The following is an 18,295-nucleotide window of genomic DNA, read 5'->3' on the forward strand; positions in this document are numbered from 1 at the left end:
ACTCAGCCGAGGCGCCAGACCTCGCGGAACTGCTGGATCAGGTGCACGGCCGCCAGCGCGCGGTGGCTGTGACGATTCTTGACCTCCGCGCCCAGGCTGGCCACGGTCTGGCCGAGCTCGGGAATGTGCATCAACGGGTCGTAGCCGAAGCCGCCCTCGCCGCTCGGCGCCGTCAGGATCTCGCCACTCCAGCGGCCCATCGCGATCAGCGGCTCGGGGTCGTCGGCGCTGCGCACCGCCACCAAGGCGCAGACAAAACGCGCGCGCCGGTCTTTGATCGCAGCCATCTCGCGCAGCAGGCGCTCGTTGTTGGCCGCATCGCTTTTCTCGCCACCCGCATCCAGCGCATAGCGCGCGGAACGCACGCCGGGCGCACCGCCGAGGGCATCGACGCTCAAGCCCGAGTCGTCGGCCAGCGTTGGCAGGCCGCTGAGCCTGGCCGCGTGGCGGGCCTTGGTCAGTGCGTTCTCGGCAAAGGTGTCGAACGGCTCTTGCGCCTCCGGAATGCCAAGGCTGCCCTGGTTCACCAGCTCGATGCCGAGCGGTGCAAACAGCGCCTGCAACTCGACGAGCTTCTTGGCGCTGTTGGAGGCGAGAACCAACTTCATGCGGATTTCTGCAACTCGATCAGCTCGCGGATGCCCTTGTCGGCCAGGTCCAGCAGCGCATTCATCTCGTCACGCGTGAACACCACGCCCTCGGCCGTGCCCTGCAGCTCGACAAAGCCACCCGAGCCCGTCATGACGACATTCATGTCTGTGTCGCAGGCCACGTCTTCGATGTACTCGAGGTCCAGCAGCGGCACGCCGTCGACGATGCCCACCGAGATGGCGGCCACCGTGTCCTTGATCGGCGAGCGCGACAGCTTGCTATCGGCCAGCAGCCTGTTGACGGCATCCTGGGCTGCAACGAAAGCGCCCGTGATGGCCGCCGTGCGCGTGCCACCATCGGCCTGCAGCACATCGCAGTCCAGCGTGATCGTGCGTTCGCCCAGGGCACTCAGGTCGAACACCGCGCGCAGCGAGCGGCCGATGAGGCGCTGGATCTCCTGCGTGCGGCCACTTTGCTTGCCGCGCGCGGCCTCGCGGTCGCCGCGGGTATGGGTGGCACGCGGCAGCATGCCGTACTCGGCCGTCACCCAGCCCTCGCCCGAGCCGCGCTTGTGCGGCGGCACGCGCTCCTCGACCGAGGCCGTGCACAGAACGCGGGTGCCGCCGAACTCGATCAGCACCGAGCCCTCGGCATGCACGGTGAAACCACGCGTGATGCGCACCGGGCGCAATTGATTGGCGGCGCGGCCTGCGCTGCGCGTGAAGGTCTTGGTCATTGGAAAGGAAAGTTAGCGGCGTTCAGCGCCGATTGGCGCCGCGGCCTGATTGGCGAATCACTTCGTTGATCTCGCGCACGGCGCGCTCGATCTCCTCGTCGTCCATGCCGGCGACGAGGTCGGCATCCAGCGCGCCCTGGATGGTGGACGCAAAGCCGGAATTGCCCAGATTCTGCGTGGTCTCACCGCTGGGCTCGCCTTCGCCTTCCCATTCGACGGCCAGCACGGTGACGTTGTCGCTGCGTGCACCACCCACGCGCAGCGCCTGCTCAACCAGGTCGGGCACGGCCTCGGAGATGGCCTGGTCGGCCACGTGCTGGACGATCTCGCCGTCTTCCACGCTGCCCCACAGGCCGTCTGAGCACAGCAGGATGCGGTCCGACGGTTCCATGATGAGCGGGCCCTGGCAGTCCACCATGGGCTTGCCAGGGCTGCCGAGGCAGGTGAAGAGCACGTTTCGATTGAAGGGCTCGCCGCCACGGGCCACGCGGCCCAGGGCTTCCTGCAACTCGGAGTAGGAATGGTCGCGGGTGCGGGCAATCAGCTTGCCGGCCCGCACGAGGTACAGCCGCGAGTCGCCGCAATGCGCCCACCAAGCCTGGTTGCCCTGCAGGATGCAGGCAACAACGGTCGTGCGCGGCGTGTCGTGCAGGCCCTTGCTCTCGGCATAGCGCAGCAGTTGCTGGTGAGCGATGACGATGGTTTCCTGCAGGAAGCGCTGCGGGTCTTCGATGACCGGACGGGCGTCCTGCTGGAACAGTGCCGCCAGGGTCTGCAACGCGATCTGGGCCGCGACCTCGCCTTCAGGGTGGCCGCCCATGCCGTCAGCCAGCGCAAACAGCCCGGCCTCCCGTGTGAAGCAATAGCCCATGCGGTCTTCGTTGGTCTCGCGGCCGCCACGACGGCTGACCTGGAAGACGTTGAATCTCACGCTTTCGCTCCGGACTTCAGGTTTTCAAGCTGGAGTTTGAGGCGTTCACTGAAGCTGAGCTTGGTGTAGCGCCTTTCGGTCTCACGAGCGAGCTCCTTCTGCAGCGCGAACACGCTCTGCGGGCGCGACAGCGCATCCAGCGACATGCACCACTCCGTCACCTCGAGCAGGTTGTCCGAGTAGACATTGCGCAGCCGCGACAGACTCAAGGACAGCCGGTCCTTCTCCAGGCGCTGCGGCGCGTCGTTGGGCGGGTAGCCCTGCATGCAGGCATAGATGCAGGCGCCGATGGCGTAGATGTCGGTCCAGGGGCCCAGCGAGCCATCGCGGCGGTACATCTCCGGTGCGGCAAAGCCCGGCGTGTACATCGGACGGATGAAGTTGCCTTCCTTGCTCAGCACCTCGCGCGCAGCGCCGAAGTCCAGCAGCACGGCCTTGTTGTCGTTGGTGATGAAGATATTGGCCGGCTTGATGTCCAGGTGCAGCATCTTGTGCTGGTGGACGATGCGCAGGCCGCGCAGGATCTCGTCAAAGAGGCTGCGGATGGTCGACTCGCGGAAGACCTTGTCGCGCTTCATGTCTCGCGCGGTCACGATGAAGTCCTGCAGCGTGTCGCCTTGCAGGTAGTTCATGACCATGTAGACGGTCTCGTTCTCGCGCAGGAAGTTCAGCACCGAGACGACGCTGGGATGCGAGATCTGTGCGAGCGAACGGCCTTCCTCAAAGAAGCTCTTCAAGCCGAGGCGGTATAGCGGTTGCTTCTCGGGCTTGACGCGAGGGGTCAGTTCGCCGGGCGAACGTTCGGCCAGCGACGAGGGCAGATATTCCTTCAAAGCGACCAGGTGGTGGTCGGGATCCTCGGCGAGATACACCACGCCGAAACCGCCCGCCGCCAGTCGCTTGATGATCTGATAGCCCCCAACCACCGTGCCTGCGGGCAAGGGCGCCGGCTTCGGCTTGGACATAATCGCGTTTTATCTGTATTGCGAGATGCGAAATGCCAGTCTACAGCATGACCGGGTACGCCAATTCCCTGGCGCAACCCCCTAAAGCCGAGGATGGCAACAGCTCTTCGCCAGCTTCAGTGAGCGTGGAATTGCGGTCGGTCAATGGCCGTTTCCTGGACCTGTCCATGCGCATGCCCGAGGAAATGCGCGGCCTCGAACCCCAATTGCGCGAGCTGATCGCGGCACGTTTCAAGCGCGGCAAGATCGAGTTGCGCATCAACACCCAGCGCGACGCCGATGGCGCCTGGCCGCAACCCCAGCCCGAACAGCTCAACCGCCTGGCCAGCCTGGAAGCCAAGGTGCTCACCTGGCTGCCCCAGGCCGCGCCATTGTCCGTTCATGAAGCCTTGAACTGGTGCAAGAGCGGCACGGCGGCGCCGGCCCAGTTGGATAGCGCCACGCTGGAGGCGGCGCTGGCTTGCGTGCAGGGCCTGGCCGAGGCCCGTGAGCGCGAGGGCGAGAAGCTGGTGGCCATCCTGAACGAACGCATTGCGCGGCTGCGCGTGCTGGCCGACGAGGCCGAGCCGCTGCTGCCCGCCGTCGTCGCGCGCCAGCAGCAGCGCTTTCTGGAGCGCTGGCAGGAAGCGCTGGCCACCACGGGCGCCGGCGCCAGCGTGCCGCAGGAAGCTTTGCAGGAGCGCGCGCTGAACGAGGCCGCAGCCTTCGCCATCCGCATCGACGTGGCCGAGGAACTGGGGCGCCTGCGGGCACACCTGGAAGAGCTGACCCGCCTGCTGAAAAAAGGCGGAGAACTCGGCAAACGCCTGGATTTTCTGATTCAGGAATTACATCGCGAAGCGAATACCCTGGGTTCCAAATCCGCCGCGCTTGAATTGACCAATATCTCCGTCGAAATGAAAGTGGCCATCGAACAGATGCGTGAGCAGGTGCAGAACATTGAGTAGCGTTTCAGGCGGGCGAAGGCCAACGAGGCATTTCAGCCTGTCTGATTCGCTGCCCTGTACCGACTGAGGGGCTGCCGGACCGAAAGCACAACTGCGTCAGGCATAGGGCAGTCTGCCGGCCGAGGGTGTGATGAGGAAATGGAGACGGCCTGCCTTCCCGAGGCAGGCCGTCCGAACACCGTCACTTGGAGGCTAGTGTTCCAGCTGACCCTTGCAGTTCGGGAGGTTGATGGTCACGTACGAATATGAACCCCAAAAAACCGTGCCAACTTCCTGCGAGGCAAGTCGGTAGGTTACTTGACCGCCAGGGGGCGCGTACGAGTACTGGGGGTGGCCCGAGGTGGATGTGTAGTTTCCAACGAGTTGGAACGGACCACCCTCCCAGCTCTTTTCCACGGTGTAGTTCTTATTGGCGTACTTTTGCCAAATGAGCTGGCCGGTCGCTCGCTGATTGATGCATCCGAGGCTGGTGGAGGTCAGCTTCACATACGGCTCCCGCGGCACCTTGGTGCAGACGTTCCGGACAGTGTTTTCGGTGGTGAAGAATGGCACGGCAGCTTGACATGATCCCGTGCTGTTCACCATGCGGAGGGTCACCCAAGATTCGGTCGTCTTGCTGATCCATTTCGAAAGGACGATGGGGCCGCTGCCGACCGACGTGTCTTCGTTGACCGAACACGTTGCCGTTCCTTGGTAGTAGTTGACGGCCACCTGCTCTTGCGTGCAGCTATCGACGTAGTCGTCGCCCTCGGCGGCAAACGCCAACTGAGGCGTGATGGCCACCAATGCGGTCGCCAAGAAGGTGTGTTTCATTTGACTCTCCCAAACAAAAAGAGGTGCATTCTTCTGTTCGGTAGTCACAGATAAATAGGTAGGTATCCGTCCCATCTTGTTGGGACGTTTGGAAGCAACGCGGGCGCTCTCGAGCTGTGGCGTAGACCTTGGAGATTCGGTGAATCGATAAACCCCGCCAGCCTGCGAGACTGCACGTACAGGTCACCAAACTCGGGCCTGGCGAAAGAGACCTCCGGATCGCATGCGCAACGGCGCCACCCAGGCCTTTTCCGGGCTTCAGGAGCTGCGCCGGGCCAGCAGGATCGGCGACGCATCAAGGAGCTCGACCGAGATCTGCGACGCAAGAACAACGCCCTGGCCGAGACGACAGCACTGTGGCGAAGCGCATCGCGTTTCAGCGGATAGCACTTTGCTCGCTGCGGCGAAACCGATGGCTGGCGGACGCCATTCACATGTCTCCCAGCGGAATACCGGCGCCCTTCTCATCGGCGTCAAGGGCCACGATCAACTGGGCCAGGTCCTTCTTGAGCCGGCGCAGCGTGGGTGCATCCAACGCCCGCAGCGCGCCGGGCAACACGCCGGCAAAGGGACCGGGCGCCTTGCGCAAGGTCCTTGCGCCTTCTGGCAGAAGATAGAGCTGGACGGATCTCCGGTCAGCGCCTTCCCTTCTCACTTCCACCAGTGATTTGGCGATCAAGGCCTTGACCAGATTGCTGGCCGTGGACTGATGAATGTCCATTGCGCGTGACAAGTCATTGACGCCGACGCCGGGCCGCTGCTGGACGATGCTCAGCGCCCAAACCTGGGCTCCGCCAAGCCCCGACTTCTTCTCGACCTGCTGGAAGTGCGTCTTGACGGTGTTCAGCACCTGCCGGAACTGTCTCAGCACATGCGCAGCGTCCTCATTTTGCCGGGTATCCGCAGAAGGCTCGGGAATGCTGGTGGTGCGTTGGCTGACCATCGACAAATCATAAGGACGTGACCGGTGCCGAGTTGCGGAACCGAGCGAGTGCGGCGTCCACCATGCCCTCCGGGCTCCCGCGCTCGCCATGCTGTTGACGCAGGTAGGTCGCGTCGCTGCCCTCGTGCGTGGCCTGGTACAGGTGATCGAGCGCCGCGCGGCTCCCCAGCCGGTCGGCATGGGGTTCCAGGTGCCGCAACGTCGCAAGGATGTCCTCGCGCAACGACAGCGTTTCATAGCCCTTGGGATGCACGATGGTGCCGTCAAGACCGAAGCGGCAGGCTTGGAAGCGGTTGTAGTTGTAGACCAGATAGTCGTCCTCAACCGGCGGTGGCTCGGTGCGCTCCAGGAGGTGGGCGCACAGCGCCTGCAGGTAGCAGGCCAGCGCTGCCGCCCGCTCCACGGTGAGTGGCGTGTCGCAAACCCTGAGTTCAATGGTGCCGAACTCCGGCTTGGGGCGGATGTCCCAATAGAAGTCCTTCATGCTCTTGACGATGCCGGTGCGCTCCATGTGCGCAAAGTAGCCTTGCTCGAATCCGCGCCAATCCAGCACGAAGGGCGCGCGACCGCTCAATGGGAAGGCGAACACGGAGTTCAGCCGCGCCGAGTTGAACAAGGTGTCCTTGCCCTGAACGAATGGCGAGGACGCGGACAACGCAATGAAGTGCGGCACGTAGCGGTTCAGCGAGTGCAGCAGGAACATCGCATCGTCACCTGAGGCGCAGCCGACGTGCACGTGCTGCCCGAAGATGGTGAACTGCTTGGCCAGGTAGCCGTATAGCGCAGACACCTCCTTGAACCTCGGCTTCGAGTAAATCTTGCGCTGGCTCCATTGTTGGAAAGGGTGCGTCCCACCGCCGGCAACACCGACGTTGAGCGTGTCGCCAGCGCGCACCAGGGCATCACGGATGTCCCGCAGCTGAGACAGCAGGCCCGTGTGAGACGTCTGAATGTCCGTGGAGATCTCGATCATGCTTTCGGTGATCTCAGGCACCACGTTGCCAGGGAACCTTGTGCGCCCCAACAGGTCGAGCATGTCCGGACTGGCATCGATAAGATCAAAATCGCTCAGCGAGACGAGCTGCAGCTCGAGCTCGACGCCCAGCGTCAAGGCGGCTGACTTGGTAAAGGCTTCGAGGGCCATTCAGTGCTCCGCCGATTCGTGGGTTTCCCGCGCCGAGATCAGGGCGCGCTGCGTCACCACGGGTCCGGCCAGCTCCAGCAGCAAGGTCATGGCGGCCAGGGGCGCGAGTTGGTCGACAAGGTCCACTCCCAGATAGCGCGCCTGCTCAAGCAGCAGGATGACGAAGACGGATATCGGCATCATCGCGACCCCCGTCAGCATGCCCTTGCGCGCCGAGATCCCACTCCAGCGGGCGAACAAGGTGACGCCGATCACCTTGGCGACAGCCCGCGCGGCGATCAACCCCAGTGCCAGACCGAGCCCGCTGATGACGCGTTGCCATTCCAGCGTGCTGGCGACGAACATGAACAGCACCACGGTCAGTAAGTCCCCGAGAGCCCCGAAGTTGCGCTGGGTCGCGCTGAAGGTGACGCGCCGATGGCGCGCCATCAGGCCGAAGGTCAGGGTGGCCAGCACGGGCGACAGCTTGAAGGTATGCGCCAGCGCGACCAGCAGCATGACCGAGATGGCGAACGCGATCGTCGCGTCGCGGCTGAGGTTGCCCAGACGGCGCAGCAGCGCCGGCACGGTCATACCGAACAGTGCGCCGAGCGCCACAGACGCGGCAAGAAGCACGACGCTGTTCAGCGCGGCCTGCACCAGGCTCCCCGAGCTCTGGAAAGTCCAGACGCCGACGATCACCTTGAAGGTGAACACCGCCAGTACGCAGTTCAGGCCGGTCAGGTGGATCAGGCGTTCCGTGACCTGCCCCGAACTGCGCTGCTCGTTGACCACGCGCATCACCGCGGCCGGCGACGTGGACATCGTCAGCGACGCCAGCAACAGTGCCGTGAGCATAGGCAGCCCGCAAAGCAAAGCCAGCAGCATCACGCAGCCAAAGGTCAGTGACGACTCCAGCAGGCCGCTTGCTGCCAGCCAAGGGTTGTGCCGCAGCCAGTTGAGGTTGATGCGGTAGCCGAACTCGAACAGGATCAGGCCAAAGGCGATGTTGGCCAGCAGCATCGCCGTGCCGCCCATGGTCATTGACAGCAGCCCGGCCTGCGCTGGCCCGAGCGCGAATCCGACGATGCCATACAGGCTGATCCGCGGCAGCCGGGTCCACCGATGGCCCAGTTCGCCGATCACCCAGGCCAACACGACGGCCATGGGCCAACCGAGTTCCTGCAGCGCAATCATTCCACCAGACATGGGGCCCCACAAAAAGAAGCACCTCGCCGGTGCCCAAGCCAATTGGCCCGCCTGAGCTCACGCGACCAGCGGGCTCGTGGCCGCCGTCGTTATTTGCTGCCGGGCGCGAAGGGGTACACGATGTCCGCCCGCCGGTTCTGCGCCCAGTCCGCTTCGTCGTGCCCCACGGCACGGGGCTTCTCCTTGCCGAAGCTCACAGCCTCGACCTGCGAATCCCGAACACCGAGCACCATCAGCGCTGACTTGACCGCCTCTGCCCGACGTTGCCCCAGGGCCAGGTTGTATTCCCTGCTACCCCGTTCGTCCGTATGGCCCTCTACCCTAACCTGCAGCGTCGGCATGCCAGCGAGGTAGTTGCCGTGGGCCTCCACCAGGCGTTGGTCCTGCCCGCGCAACGACGAACCGTCGTAGTCGAAGTACAAACTCCGCTCGCGGTACAGCAGGTTGTTCGGATCCAGATGGGCAGCGACCCTGGGGGCCATGGGTGCCGCCGGAACCGGACGGCCTGTCGTGCTCGCCGCGGGCGCAGTGGACGGCGGCCCGGCATAGCTGACGCTTTTGGCAGGGTCGACCACCGTCGTGTTGCTGCATGCGGCCAAGATCAAGGAAAGGGCGCAAAGCGCCGCGCGTGACTTGAGGGTGCTCATGTGACATCGGCCGGGGCAGCCGGCCCGGGAATTGGCAACACAAGCGTAACATATACATTTGTGCAAATGTTATACCCATGACACCTCCAACCCACCTGCAGCCTGAGCAGCCCGACGTCGTCGCATCGATCCGCGATGATTTCGCGGACTGGCGCCAATGGCTGGGTCGGTTCGTCGTCCTGCTGTTTGCGGTGCTGGCCGGCGTATCGGTGGTGGCCTTCACATGGCTGTGCGAGCGCGCGCTGAACGGTTTTGTCGCCTTGCGGACGTTTCACGCCTGGTGGCCGTTCATCTGGACGCCTCCGTGCCTCGGCGCGCTGGTCTGGCTGACACGGCGCTACGCGCCTGGTGCTGCCGGCTCAGGCATCCCGCAGGTGATGGCCGCACTCGATCCAACGGTTGATGAGCAGGACCGGCGGCTGTTCGTGTCGCTGCGCCTCAGTGCGGCGAAAGCCGTGCTCACTGCGGGCGGACTGATGGCGGGCCTTGCCACCGGGCGGGAAGGACCGTCGGTGCAGATTGCCGCCGGCGTCATGCAACACGCCCGCCGCTGGCTGCCCAAAGGAGCGCCCGTGTCCAACCACGGCCTGCTGACCGCCGGCGGTGCCGCGGGAATCGCGGCCGCGTTCAACGCGCCGCTGGCCGGCGTCATGTTCGCGATCGAGGAGCTGAGCCGACGCATCGAGCAACGCAACAGCGGCCTGATCATCTCTGCCATCGTGCTGGCCGGCCTGATGGCCGTGTCGGCCTTCGGCAACTCGACCTACTTCGGCGTGATCCGGGTCCCGCCGCTGGAGCCGGGCTTCCTGTTTCCGGCGTTGCTCGTGACTCTGGCGAGCGGAGTTCTGGGGGGCTTGTTCTCTCGCCTGCTCCATGCGTCGCTGGTGGGCACGCCGGACCGGTTCAGCCGCTGGCGCAAGGACCATCCCGTGATGTTCGCGGCGGCCTGCGGGCTGGCTATCGCGTTGATCGGCTGGGCCAGTGGCGGCGCCAGCTTCGGCAGCGGTTACGACTACACGCGGCGTCTGCTGGAGGGGCAGACCGACATGCCGTTGCTGTATGTCACTCTGCGTTTCGTGGCGACCTGGCTGGCGGCTTGGTCCGGAGTGCCGGGCGGTATCTTTGCGCCTTCGCTGGCCATCGGCGCGGGCATCGGCGCCGACGTGGCGCTGCTCACAGGTTGGACAGCCAGTTCATCCGCCTTGATCGCGCTGGGCATGGCGGGCTTTCTGGCCGCCGTGACGCAGGCGCCGCTTACCGCCTTCATCATCGTCATGGAGATGGTGGACGGCCATGCCATGGTGCTCAGCCTGATGGCGGCCGCGCTCGGGGCCAAGCTGGTATCCCGCTGGATCAGCCAACCGCTCTACAGCACGCTGATGCTGGCACAACTGGCGCGGCTGCAGCCGATACTCACGCCGCAATCCAAGGCCACGGGCTCCGCCGGCGAGCGCCCGATCTCCTGACCCAACACTCCCTCTCTGCACGATGTCCCTCGCTTCCGCCGGCCCCGCTGGGGCCACCGAATGGGTCGCCCTTGTGTTGTTCGCGCTGGCGTTGCTTCACACGTTCGCGACCAAGTCCTTCGAACGCCTCGCGCACCGCAACGCCCGCCATGCCGGCGTGTTGCACCTGCTGGGCGAGGTGGAGGTCGTATTCGGGTTGTGGGCCGCCGTGCTGCTGCTGGCCATGGCGGCGATCAACGGCGGGGCGGCCGCGCTGACCTATGCCGAATCGCGGCAATACACCGAGCCGCTGTTCGTCTTCGTGGTGATGGTCGTCGCCGCGTCCAAGCCGGTTCGGGCCACCGCTTCGTCGCTCGTTGCCCTGCTCGCGAGGCTGCTTCCGGTGTCAACGCCGATCGCGTCCGTCTGGCTCGCGCTGTCGTTCGTACCCCTGCTGGGCTCCGTGGTCACGGAGCCTGCGGCCATGACGCTGGCGGCGCTGATGTTGCGCGACCAGGTGTTCCGGCCAGGGCCACCCGAGTGGACCAAGTACGCGGCGCTCGGCGTCCTGTTCGTCAACGTATCGATCGGTGGAACTCTGACGTCATACGCGGCGCCGCCGGTGTTGATGGTGTCGGGCACCTGGGGCTGGACCACCGGATTCATGTTCACCACTTTTGGCTGGAAGGCGGCCGTGGCCGTCGCCATCAACGCGACCGCGGTGGTGTGGCTCCTGCGCCGTCATCTGCGTGGCCTTGCGCAAGCCGACGCGCCAGCGCGAGTGCCAGGCGTGATCCAGTTGGTGCATCTGGCGTTTCTTGCCGGTGTGGTCGTGTTTGCACACCATCCCGTCGTCTTCCTGGGCCTGCTGCTTTTCTTCATGGGCTTCGTGCAGGCCTACCCGAAGCACCAGGAACCGTTGATCCTGAAAGAAGCGCTGCTGGTGGCGTTCTTCCTGGCCGGCCTGGTGGTGCTGGGCGGCATGCAGCAATGGTGGCTGCAGCCGCTGGTGTCGTCTCTGTCGCCCATCGCGCTGTTCTTTGGCGCGGTCGGCCTGACGGCCATCACCGACAACGCAGCGCTCACCTACCTGGGCTCGCTGATCGAAGGCATCAGCGACCCCGCCAAGTACATGCTGCTGGCCGGCGCGGTAGCGGGCGGCGGCCTGACCGTGATCGCCAATGCACCCAACCCCGCTGGCGTGGCCTTGCTGCGGCAGGGTTTCGATGATGAATCCATCGGCGCCGGGCCGTTGCTGCTGGCCGCCCTGCCGCCCACGATCGTCGCAGCAGCTGCGTTGCTGCTGATGTAGTGTGCTACTTGCCGCGCGGCCGGTTCTTGTCCCAGATGGCCAGCAGGATGAGGCCATACGACAGTAGGCGCACGCCGTAATGCGTTGGCGTGTCTTCGTTCCACGAAGGCGTCAACGCCATGTGGATGCGGTTCGCAGCCTCGATCCAGAACGACAGCATGAAGAACAGGAAAAACCTGTCGCGGGTGCTGCGCCAGTAACGCAGGAAGAACAAGCCCGCAACAAAGGTCAGCGCGGCGATGCCGCCCAGCAGGAAAGAGTTCAGCGTGTCGGTGTTCACCGATCGCCCTCGATGACCAGGCCAGTGACCAGCAGCGTCATCGCCACCAGCGCCAACAAGAGCCGCCAAGAAGACAGGTCGACATGAGTGAACAAGGTCTTGTCGAGCACGAGCAGGACATTGTTGGCCGTCAGCCCGACGAAGCAGAGGCCGCTCCAAAGCAGGATTCGAAACCCTGACCTGGCGTGGCTGCGCAGCAGCAGGAAGGCACAGGTCAGGGCGGTCAAGGCACACAGGCCGTAAATCAGCTTGTCCACGTCAGCTGTCCTTTCGCCACTTGAAGGCATCCGCAAAGCGCAAGGCGCTCTTTTGCGTCGCGTCATGAATGAGGTTGGTCACGCCCACCAGATTCTCTCGGTAGGCCTGCTCCAACCGTTCTACCGATGCAACCAGCGTCTCGTCGGGCGCATACCAGTAACGCTCGTCCTCGCAGGCAAGAATGCGCGCACTGCACAGCGACTGCAGCAGCTCAGTGACCGCACGATCCTGCAGATACAGGGCCCGGGCCACCTCCGCAACCGTCCGCCGCACAGACGGCTCGCGATGGAAAAGCAGCATCGCTTCAAGGTGCGGCACGGAAGGCACGCTGGTCAGAACGAAGCGTGTGACGTCATCGGGGATGCTGCGCGGCTGGCTCACTCCGCGCCCGACAAGAAGATGTACTTCGTCTCCGGCATGTACTCCGCTCCCATGCGCATCAGTGCGTCGACCCAGATTCAGCCAGCAGCTCTCTTTTAAGCTGCACAAGCCGCGTTTTTATCCGACGTTCGTTGACGGGGCCGAGGCGCAACAGCCATTTCTGACCCGCGGACAGCGACTCCAATGCAGGGTCGGCAAACTGGTAGAGAACCCAAGGACGCGGTGGCTGAACTGAGGGATCGAACGCTGGCAGCTTCACCTCGAGCGGGCCGTCCGGCACGGGCGCATCGAGCAGATGGTCGACGACGGCCAGCAGGCGGTCGTTGAATCGGCCCTTCGGGTATCCCAGCTCGACGTAGGCGGCTTGCAGCATGGGGTACATGCGGCGATAGAGATCTGCCAGTTGGGCCATGTCGACCGTCTCGACCAGCAGCAACAATGGGGCATACCGCAGTCCGTTGTCGGGATCGATGTAGCTGTGGCCGCCCTGCTGGCGTACCGTGAAGCGGTCGGGCGTTGGATTGACGGGCCACAGGCGCGACGACGCCTGCTGGCGATCCATGTTGTCGACCGTGGCAACCACCCGGTGCGCGAAGTCATCGACCCGGAGCTGGCTGGCGACCACCTTGCGCCCGAGCAGCTCGATCAGCGCATCTCCGACGCCCGCGGGCGGCAATGGATCGGCGGGTGCAGGTTCGGGCACGGAGGCGGCGGGCGCGATGGGAGGCAACGCGACGGACGCTGCAGACACCGGAGCAGATGCGGCCAAACCTGCCGACGGGAGTTCTGACGCGAGACGGGCCCGGGCCTCGTCCCGCTGCTGACGGACATACCACGCACCGGCCAGAACTCCCGCGGTGAGCGCTGCAAGAGCGGCGACTTTCAACGGGGTGAGCATGAGTCGAGATCGCGGGAAAACTACATTCGCACAAATGTACCATCGGCGGTGAAACGATCCCCCAATGACACCGCGAAATGACCCTTCCCCTGGCGGTGCATCGCCCGCTCTCAGCCGCTTTGTCGACCTTGCCGCAATCAGTGCCGTAGCAAGCGCAATGCCGGCGTCAGGCAGCCATGTGCATCTCCTGCCTGGCGGCCACGGCCGTCCAGCGCGCGAGGCTCGGTCGCGAAGGGTGGAATAGTTCGACGCAGGCCAGGTCCTGCGGCTCGGGCAGCGAGCCTGCGTCCAGCGCGATGTCCAGCGCCGCGCGGGTGTCGGGCGGCAACTGGCCAAGAGCCGTCATCACCGCACCCGGCAGTGGTGGCCGGGCGAGCAGCGGCTCGTCGAGCAGTTGCAGCAAACCTTGGCAAGCAGGATGGGCGCTGAAATACAGCAGGCCCGCACCGCCACCCACCGAGGCGAGCCGGCGCGGCACCCGGTGGGTGCAGCGCAACAGGAAGGCAGCCGACCCCGCCTCGGTGTCCCGAATGGCACGGAAAGCCCGGTCGTCGATTTGCAGATGGATGGCCGCCTGAGCGAGGTCCCGGCACAGCAGCATGACGGGTTGCCGCTCGTCGCCACGGTGCAGCAGCCGGGCCGCGGCCGCCTTGTCGTCGAGCCGGCATGCCATCAGGTAGCCGGCGGCAGTCGGCACAGCTGCCACCGCGCCGCTACCCAGCCGGTCAGCCACCGCCTGCAGCATGCGGGCTTGCGGGTTGTCGGGATGGACCTCGCAGCGCTGGAAGCGGCGCATCGTGTGTGCCTCGCCAAGTCGAGTTGAATGCCTCGACGATAAGAAGGCGCGCCCGCGCTTTGCGTCGGACAAACCGCCAGGGCGTCGCCGGATAGCGCGCCTAGACGAGCGGTGGATCCGTCTCACGCTCGGGGTGACGGTGACGGACCAGGCCGCGGATCAGCGCGTCAGCCCCCGTGGCGGCGTCGCTCGTCAACGTGATGCCGGGGTCGGGCTGGCCATCGGGCAGCGTCGTCGGCACGCCGGCGAGCTCCAGCAGGTCCTGCGCGGTGCCCAGCGCGAGCAAGGTTTTGCAGTGCCGGTACTGGTCTCGAATGCCGTCCAGCGCGCGGGCGTCGCCCGACAATGCAACGATGGCCGCAACGCCATCCGCGAGCACCAGCGCGTCAAAGAGAAAGCCCGGCTCGTTTTCGAACGAGGCATCCGCCTGCAGTTCGACGCCGTCCTCCGTCGCTACCGGCCCGATGCGGCTGGCGATGAAACGCGGCACGGCGCCCGCCTCCAGCAGCCGTGCATGCACGCCGGCCACGCTTTCGCCGATGCAGCCGTCGGCAATGTAGACCGCCACCTTGCGGCCATGGATCGACCCGTCGCCCGGCCGTGCCAGCAGCGACAGCGGCGGCGAGCGGGTCACCTCCGGCTCGATGTCGCGGTCCAGTGCCTTTGGCATCGGCTCGGGCAGGGGCGAGATGTTCAGCCCCTCGGCGACTTGGGCGGCCAACGTCTCGGACGCGTTTCTGAGCATGGACACGATGCGCTCGCGCACAGCCGGCACCGTCACTTTGCTCAACTCGAAGCGGAACGCTGCGGCGATGTGGGCCTGTTCCGCCGGTGACTGACTGTTGAAAAACAGCGCCGCCTGGTTGTAGTGCTCCGCGAAGAGTTCCGGCTTGGCCCGGACCTTGGCCTCGTCCTCGCGGGCGCGCAGCCGCGCCGCCACTGAAGTGAACCCTTGTGCGGCGCCAGCCTGGAAGGGGCAGCCGCCGCCCAGCGAATTAGGCTCATAGGCCACCCGGCCACGGTGGATGGCCTGGCGATGCATGCCGTCGCGCTGGTTGTTGTGCACCGGCGCGATCGGCGAATTGATCGGGATCTCGTGGAAGTTGGGGCCGCCCAGGCGCGAGATCTGCGTGTCTACGTAGGAATGGATGCGGCCGGCCAGCAGCGGGTCGTTGGTGAAGTCCAGGCCCGGGATGATGTTGGCCACGCAGAAGGCGATCTGCTCCGTCTCCGCGAAGAAGTTGTCGGGGTTGCGATTGAGCACCATGCGCCCGACCGGGCGGATGGGCACCAGCTCTTCCGGAACGATCTTGGTCGCGTCGAGGATGTCGAAGCTGAAGGCTTCGGCCTGCTCCTCGGTGAAGACCTGCAGGCCCAGCTCGTACTCCGGATAGGCGCCGCCCTCGATGCGCTCCCAGAGGTCGCGGCGGTGGTAATCCGGGTCGGCGCCGGAGATCTTCACAGCCTCGTCCCAGGCCAGGGAATGAGTGCCGTATTTCGGGCTCCAGTGAAACTTGACAAAGACCGACTCGCCCGCGCCGTTGACCAGCCGGTAGGTGTGCACGCCAAAGCCCTGCATCGTGGCGTAGCTGCGCGGGATGGCGCGGTCGCTCATCAGCCACATCAGCATGTGGGTGGACTCCGGCATCAGCGACACGAAGTCCCAGAAGGTGTCGTGTGCGCTGGCGGCCTGGGGCATCTGGTGGTGCGGCTCGGGCTTGACGGCGTGCACGAGGTCGGGGAACTTCATCGCGTCCTGGATGAAGAAGACCGGCATGTTGTTGCCGACCAGATCCCAGTTGCCTTCGTCGGTATAGAACTTGACGGCGAAGCCGCGCACGTCACGCGCCGTGTCCTTGGAACCGCGCTCGCCCGCCACTGTCGAGAAGCGCACGAAGACCGGCGTGATCTTGCCGTCCTGCTGGAAAGGCGCAGCCTTGCTGAGCTCGGGAATGGCCTGAGTGCACTCGAAGAAACCGTGCGCGCCGGAGCCCCGCGCATGCACGATGCGCTCAGGGATGCGCTCATGGTCGAAATGGGTGATCTTGTCGCGCAGGATGAAGTCTTCGAGCAGCACCGGGCCCCGCGTGCCGGACTTCAGCGAGTTCTGGTTGTCGGCGATGGGCACGCCCTGGTTGGTCGTCAGCCGCTGGCCGCTGCCATCCACCCGCACGCGGTCCAGTGCCGCCGTCGTCGGATTGCTGCCCTCGCGGGCCACGCCACCGGTTTTCGCCGAGGCGTTGGACTCGGACAGCGTGCTGGCTGTGGGCAGGCGCGAAGGCGGCGCCACGCTGGTGCCGGCGGGCGGATGCTGGCCGTTGTCCATGCCGTGCTCGGCCGCCTTGTTGGCGTTGAAGGGCATGGCCGCTGCGACGTCGCCCGTCTCGGCGGCCCTGCGCGCGGCGGCATCGCCATCGCCGGACGGCCCGACCTTGGCGGGCCCGCTGTCGGTGTTGCGGGCAGCGGCCTTGGCTGCGGTTGTTTTCTTGTCGGCACCGCTGACGGTCTTGCGGGATGTGGGCATTCAAATCTCCGTGGATAAGCGTGCGGCAGCGGCAAATCCGGTGCCCGAATTCAATCGACGCGGAAGTTCTTGAATTGCCAGGGATCGTCGCGATCCAGGTCTTCGTCGAACAGGGTTTCGCGGTCGGCCAGCGGCGTCCAGTCGCTGCGCACGCCGGTCACTGTGCCGAGGTAGGGCCGGATCATGGCCAGCAGCTCCTCGTGCGGCAGTTCGTCAGGTTCGAGGATGCCCCGGTCGGGGTGCCGGATGGCCCAGGCCACACCGGCCATGATGGGCGCGGCCACCTGCAGAGAAGTCGAGTTGTTGTAGGGGCACAGGCGCCGCGCTTCCTCGACGGTGAGCTGAGACCCATACCAGTAGGCGCCGAAGCCGTCGCCCATCAGCAGCACGCCCAGTTCATCGCGGCCGTCGCTGATGTCGTCGCGCAGCAGGCGCTTGCCGTCCTGCACCCGCCACTGCCGGCCAGCCAGCTCGTGCAGCGACAACACCGCGTCGTCACAGGGGTGGTAGGCATAGTGGACGGTGGGCCGGTACGCCGGTTGCCCTGGGTCACCGACCGTCAGATGGTCGGCGATGGAAATGGACTCCGCGTGCGTGATCAAGAAACCCTGATATGGCCCGCCCAGCGGCGTCCAACTGCGCACCCGCGTGCCGGCGCCCGGTCGCTTCAGGTAGATGGCCGCGCGGCAACCGTCCGGGTGCCGACCGCCGTCGGCAGGAAAGTGGCGTTCATGCGTGCCCCACCCCAGCTCGGCGGGCTGCAGGCCTTCAGCGATGAAGCCGTCGATGGACCAGGTATTGACGAACTCGCCCAGCCGCTTGGGCCGCCGGCCGACCTGGGTGTCGTGCTCGGCAATGTGGATGGTGCGCAAGCCAAGTTGCTGCGCGAGACCGGCCCAGCCGGTCGGGTCGGCCGGCGTGTGAGCCTGGGGGCCGGCCAGATCGAGCAAGGCCTCCTTCAGCAGCAGGGACACCAGGCCAGGGTTGGCGCCCAGAGTGGGCAGCGTCGTCGGTTGGGCGGCGCCCGGCCGGCGCAAGGCCAGCACCTCTTCGCGCAGCTGGTAGTTGGTGCGTCGTTCGGGCGGGTTGGACGGATCGGTGTTGCCGTCGGGCCAGCACTCCGTCGACGTGTCGAGGTAGAGGCAGCCTCGTTCATGGCAGAACTCGATCAGCTCGCGGCTGCTGACGTCCACCGACAGATTGAGCAGGAAGTCGCCGGCGCGCAGCCGGGGCACAAGGATCTGGCGATAGTTGTCGCGCTCCAGCTTGGCCGCCGTGTGCGGCACGCCGTACTCGCGGGCCGCCTGCAGGCCGTCGGCCGAGGGTTTGAGGATCTCGATCTGCGCGGCCTTCATGTCGATATGGCGCAGCAGCAGTGGCAGAACAGCCTGTCCAATGCTGCCGAACCCCAGCATGACGAGGCGCCCGTCGAACTTGGCGTGGATGCTTGCAGCTTCTGTCATGCCGCCATCACGGCAATCGGAGTTCCCGCCGGG

General features: G+C 65.5%; 19 protein-coding genes. 3 read left to right on the forward strand and 16 right to left on the reverse strand.

The genetic code is table 11. The annotated features are described in order from the left end of the window. Positions 1-2: 2 nt before the first annotated feature. The 4 genes from ASC95_RS23710 to ASC95_RS23725 are packed head-to-tail and all read right to left on the reverse strand — an operon-like array spanning position 3 to position 3,223. The gene (locus tag ASC95_RS23710; protein ID WP_057300127.1) at positions 3-608 is read right to left on the reverse strand and encodes a non-canonical purine NTP pyrophosphatase; all 606 of its coding nucleotides are present in this window, start codon (positions 606-608) and stop codon (positions 3-5) included. Continuing rightward, the gene (rph, locus tag ASC95_RS23715; protein ID WP_057300128.1) at positions 605-1,327 is read right to left on the reverse strand and encodes a ribonuclease PH; all 723 of its coding nucleotides are present in this window, start codon (positions 1,325-1,327) and stop codon (positions 605-607) included. The genes ASC95_RS23710 and rph overlap by 4 nt, the downstream gene beginning before the upstream one ends. Before the next feature lie 22 nt (positions 1,328-1,349). After that, a complete protein-coding gene (locus tag ASC95_RS23720; protein ID WP_057300129.1) occupies positions 1,350-2,258 on the reverse strand; it encodes a PP2C family serine/threonine-protein phosphatase in 909 nt (302 codons plus the stop codon). Next, entirely contained in the window at positions 2,255-3,223 is a 969-nt protein-coding gene (locus tag ASC95_RS23725) for a serine/threonine-protein kinase (RefSeq protein ID WP_056195338.1), read from the reverse strand. The genes ASC95_RS23720 and ASC95_RS23725 overlap by 4 nt, the downstream gene beginning before the upstream one ends. A gap of 32 nt (positions 3,224-3,255) precedes the next feature. Between ASC95_RS23725 and ASC95_RS23730 the strand changes: the two genes are divergently transcribed. Further along, positions 3,256-4,170 (forward strand): YicC/YloC family endoribonuclease, encoded by a 915-nt coding sequence (locus tag ASC95_RS23730; protein ID WP_082568042.1) that lies wholly within the window; start codon positions 3,256-3,258, stop codon positions 4,168-4,170. A gap of 192 nt (positions 4,171-4,362) precedes the next feature. Here the strand turns inward: ASC95_RS23730 and ASC95_RS23735 are convergent, their stop codons facing one another. The 5 genes from ASC95_RS23735 to pal all read right to left on the reverse strand — a co-directional run bounded on the left by ASC95_RS23735 (position 4,363) and on the right by pal (position 8,905). Next, positions 4,363-4,983: a hypothetical protein gene (locus ASC95_RS23735; RefSeq protein ID WP_057300130.1), complete on the reverse strand. Its 621-nt coding sequence runs from the start codon at positions 4,981-4,983 to the stop codon at positions 4,363-4,365. A gap of 430 nt (positions 4,984-5,413) precedes the next feature. Beyond that, positions 5,414-5,926, reverse strand: coding sequence for a MarR family winged helix-turn-helix transcriptional regulator (locus ASC95_RS23740; protein ID WP_082568043.1), 513 nt, complete (start codon positions 5,924-5,926; stop codon positions 5,414-5,416). A 7-nt stretch (positions 5,927-5,933) separates the two neighbouring features. Then, the gene (locus ASC95_RS23745) at positions 5,934-7,070 is read right to left on the reverse strand and encodes a YbdK family carboxylate-amine ligase (protein ID WP_057300131.1); all 1,137 of its coding nucleotides are present in this window, start codon (positions 7,068-7,070) and stop codon (positions 5,934-5,936) included. Next, complete coding sequence (locus ASC95_RS23750) at positions 7,071-8,246, reverse strand: cation:proton antiporter (protein WP_235538027.1); 1,176 nt, start codon at positions 8,244-8,246, stop codon at positions 7,071-7,073. Positions 8,247-8,347: 101 nt separating this feature from the next. Continuing rightward, entirely contained in the window at positions 8,348-8,905 is a 558-nt protein-coding gene (gene pal / locus ASC95_RS23755; protein ID WP_057300133.1) for a peptidoglycan-associated lipoprotein Pal, read from the reverse strand. Positions 8,906-9,096: 191 nt separating this feature from the next. Between pal and ASC95_RS23760 the strand changes: the two genes are divergently transcribed. Both ASC95_RS23760 and ASC95_RS23765 read left to right on the forward strand, forming a co-directional pair. After that, positions 9,097-10,371 (forward strand): chloride channel protein, encoded by a 1,275-nt coding sequence (locus ASC95_RS23760; protein ID WP_369820637.1) that lies wholly within the window; start codon positions 9,097-9,099, stop codon positions 10,369-10,371. Between the two features lie 22 nt (positions 10,372-10,393). After that, positions 10,394-11,662: a putative Na+/H+ antiporter gene (locus tag ASC95_RS23765; protein WP_057300135.1), complete on the forward strand. Its 1,269-nt coding sequence runs from the start codon at positions 10,394-10,396 to the stop codon at positions 11,660-11,662. Positions 11,663-11,666: 4 nt separating this feature from the next. On the opposite strand, the gene ASC95_RS23770 is transcribed toward ASC95_RS23765, so the two are convergent. From ASC95_RS23770 to ASC95_RS23800, 7 genes are all read right to left on the reverse strand, one after another. Beyond that, positions 11,667-11,942, reverse strand: a complete 276-nt coding sequence (locus ASC95_RS23770) for a DUF5985 family protein (protein WP_235538028.1) — start codon at positions 11,940-11,942, stop codon at positions 11,667-11,669. Continuing rightward, positions 11,939-12,199, reverse strand: coding sequence for a DUF5985 family protein (locus ASC95_RS23775; RefSeq protein WP_082568044.1), 261 nt, complete (start codon positions 12,197-12,199; stop codon positions 11,939-11,941). Before ASC95_RS23775 ends, ASC95_RS23770 begins: the two co-directional genes overlap by 4 nt. A 1-nt stretch (position 12,200) precedes the next feature. After that, positions 12,201-12,581 carry a hypothetical protein gene (locus ASC95_RS23780; RefSeq protein WP_057300137.1) on the reverse strand — a complete coding sequence of 127 codons (381 nt, stop codon included), beginning with the start codon at positions 12,579-12,581 and terminating at the stop codon, positions 12,201-12,203. A gap of 58 nt (positions 12,582-12,639) precedes the next feature. Further along, a complete protein-coding gene (locus ASC95_RS23785) occupies positions 12,640-13,479 on the reverse strand; it encodes a DUF3014 domain-containing protein (RefSeq protein WP_082568045.1) in 840 nt (279 codons plus the stop codon). 166 nt (positions 13,480-13,645) lie between these two features. Then, complete coding sequence (locus ASC95_RS23790) at positions 13,646-14,275, reverse strand: Sua5/YciO/YrdC/YwlC family protein (RefSeq protein ID WP_057300139.1); 630 nt, start codon at positions 14,273-14,275, stop codon at positions 13,646-13,648. A gap of 100 nt (positions 14,276-14,375) precedes the next feature. Then, complete coding sequence (locus ASC95_RS23795) at positions 14,376-16,799, reverse strand: catalase (RefSeq protein WP_057300140.1); 2,424 nt, start codon at positions 16,797-16,799, stop codon at positions 14,376-14,378. Positions 16,800-16,849: 50 nt separating this feature from the next. Beyond that, positions 16,850-18,262 carry a homospermidine synthase gene (locus tag ASC95_RS23800; protein WP_057300141.1) on the reverse strand — a complete coding sequence of 471 codons (1,413 nt, stop codon included), beginning with the start codon at positions 18,260-18,262 and terminating at the stop codon, positions 16,850-16,852. Between the last annotated feature and the right edge of the window lie 33 nt (positions 18,263-18,295).

It is taken from the genome of Pelomonas sp. Root1217 (assembly GCF_001425705.1).
Lineage (GTDB): Bacteria > Pseudomonadota > Gammaproteobacteria > Burkholderiales > Burkholderiaceae_C > Pelomonas.

Bases quoted from the DNA above. Each gene is read 5' to 3' on its own strand.
- ASC95_RS23730 (WP_082568042.1), top strand. From the start codon at position 3,256: ATGCCAGTCTACAGCATGACCGGGTACGCCAATTCCCTGGCGCAACCC.
- pal (WP_057300133.1), bottom strand. From the start codon at position 8,905: ATGAGCACCCTCAAGTCACGCGCGGCGCTTTGCGCCCTTTCCTTGATC.
- ASC95_RS23765 (WP_057300135.1), top strand. From the start codon at position 10,394: ATGTCCCTCGCTTCCGCCGGCCCCGCTGGGGCCACCGAATGGGTCGCC.
- rph (WP_057300128.1), bottom strand. From the start codon at position 1,327: ATGACCAAGACCTTCACGCGCAGCGCAGGCCGCGCCGCCAATCAATTG.
- ASC95_RS23735 (WP_057300130.1), bottom strand. From the start codon at position 4,983: ATGAAACACACCTTCTTGGCGACCGCATTGGTGGCCATCACGCCTCAG.
- ASC95_RS23785 (WP_082568045.1), bottom strand. From the start codon at position 13,479: ATGCTCACCCCGTTGAAAGTCGCCGCTCTTGCAGCGCTCACCGCGGGA.
- ASC95_RS23800 (WP_057300141.1), bottom strand. From the start codon at position 18,262: ATGACAGAAGCTGCAAGCATCCACGCCAAGTTCGACGGGCGCCTCGTC.
- ASC95_RS23725 (WP_056195338.1), bottom strand. From the start codon at position 3,223: ATGTCCAAGCCGAAGCCGGCGCCCTTGCCCGCAGGCACGGTGGTTGGG.
- ASC95_RS23740 (WP_082568043.1), bottom strand. From the start codon at position 5,926: ATGGTCAGCCAACGCACCACCAGCATTCCCGAGCCTTCTGCGGATACC.
- ASC95_RS23790 (WP_057300139.1), bottom strand. From the start codon at position 14,275: ATGCGCCGCTTCCAGCGCTGCGAGGTCCATCCCGACAACCCGCAAGCC.
- ASC95_RS23750 (WP_235538027.1), bottom strand. From the start codon at position 8,246: ATGATTGCGCTGCAGGAACTCGGTTGGCCCATGGCCGTCGTGTTGGCC.
- ASC95_RS23710 (WP_057300127.1), bottom strand. From the start codon at position 608: ATGAAGTTGGTTCTCGCCTCCAACAGCGCCAAGAAGCTCGTCGAGTTG.
- ASC95_RS23745 (WP_057300131.1), bottom strand. From the start codon at position 7,070: ATGGCCCTCGAAGCCTTTACCAAGTCAGCCGCCTTGACGCTGGGCGTC.
- ASC95_RS23795 (WP_057300140.1), bottom strand. From the start codon at position 16,799: ATGCCCACATCCCGCAAGACCGTCAGCGGTGCCGACAAGAAAACAACC.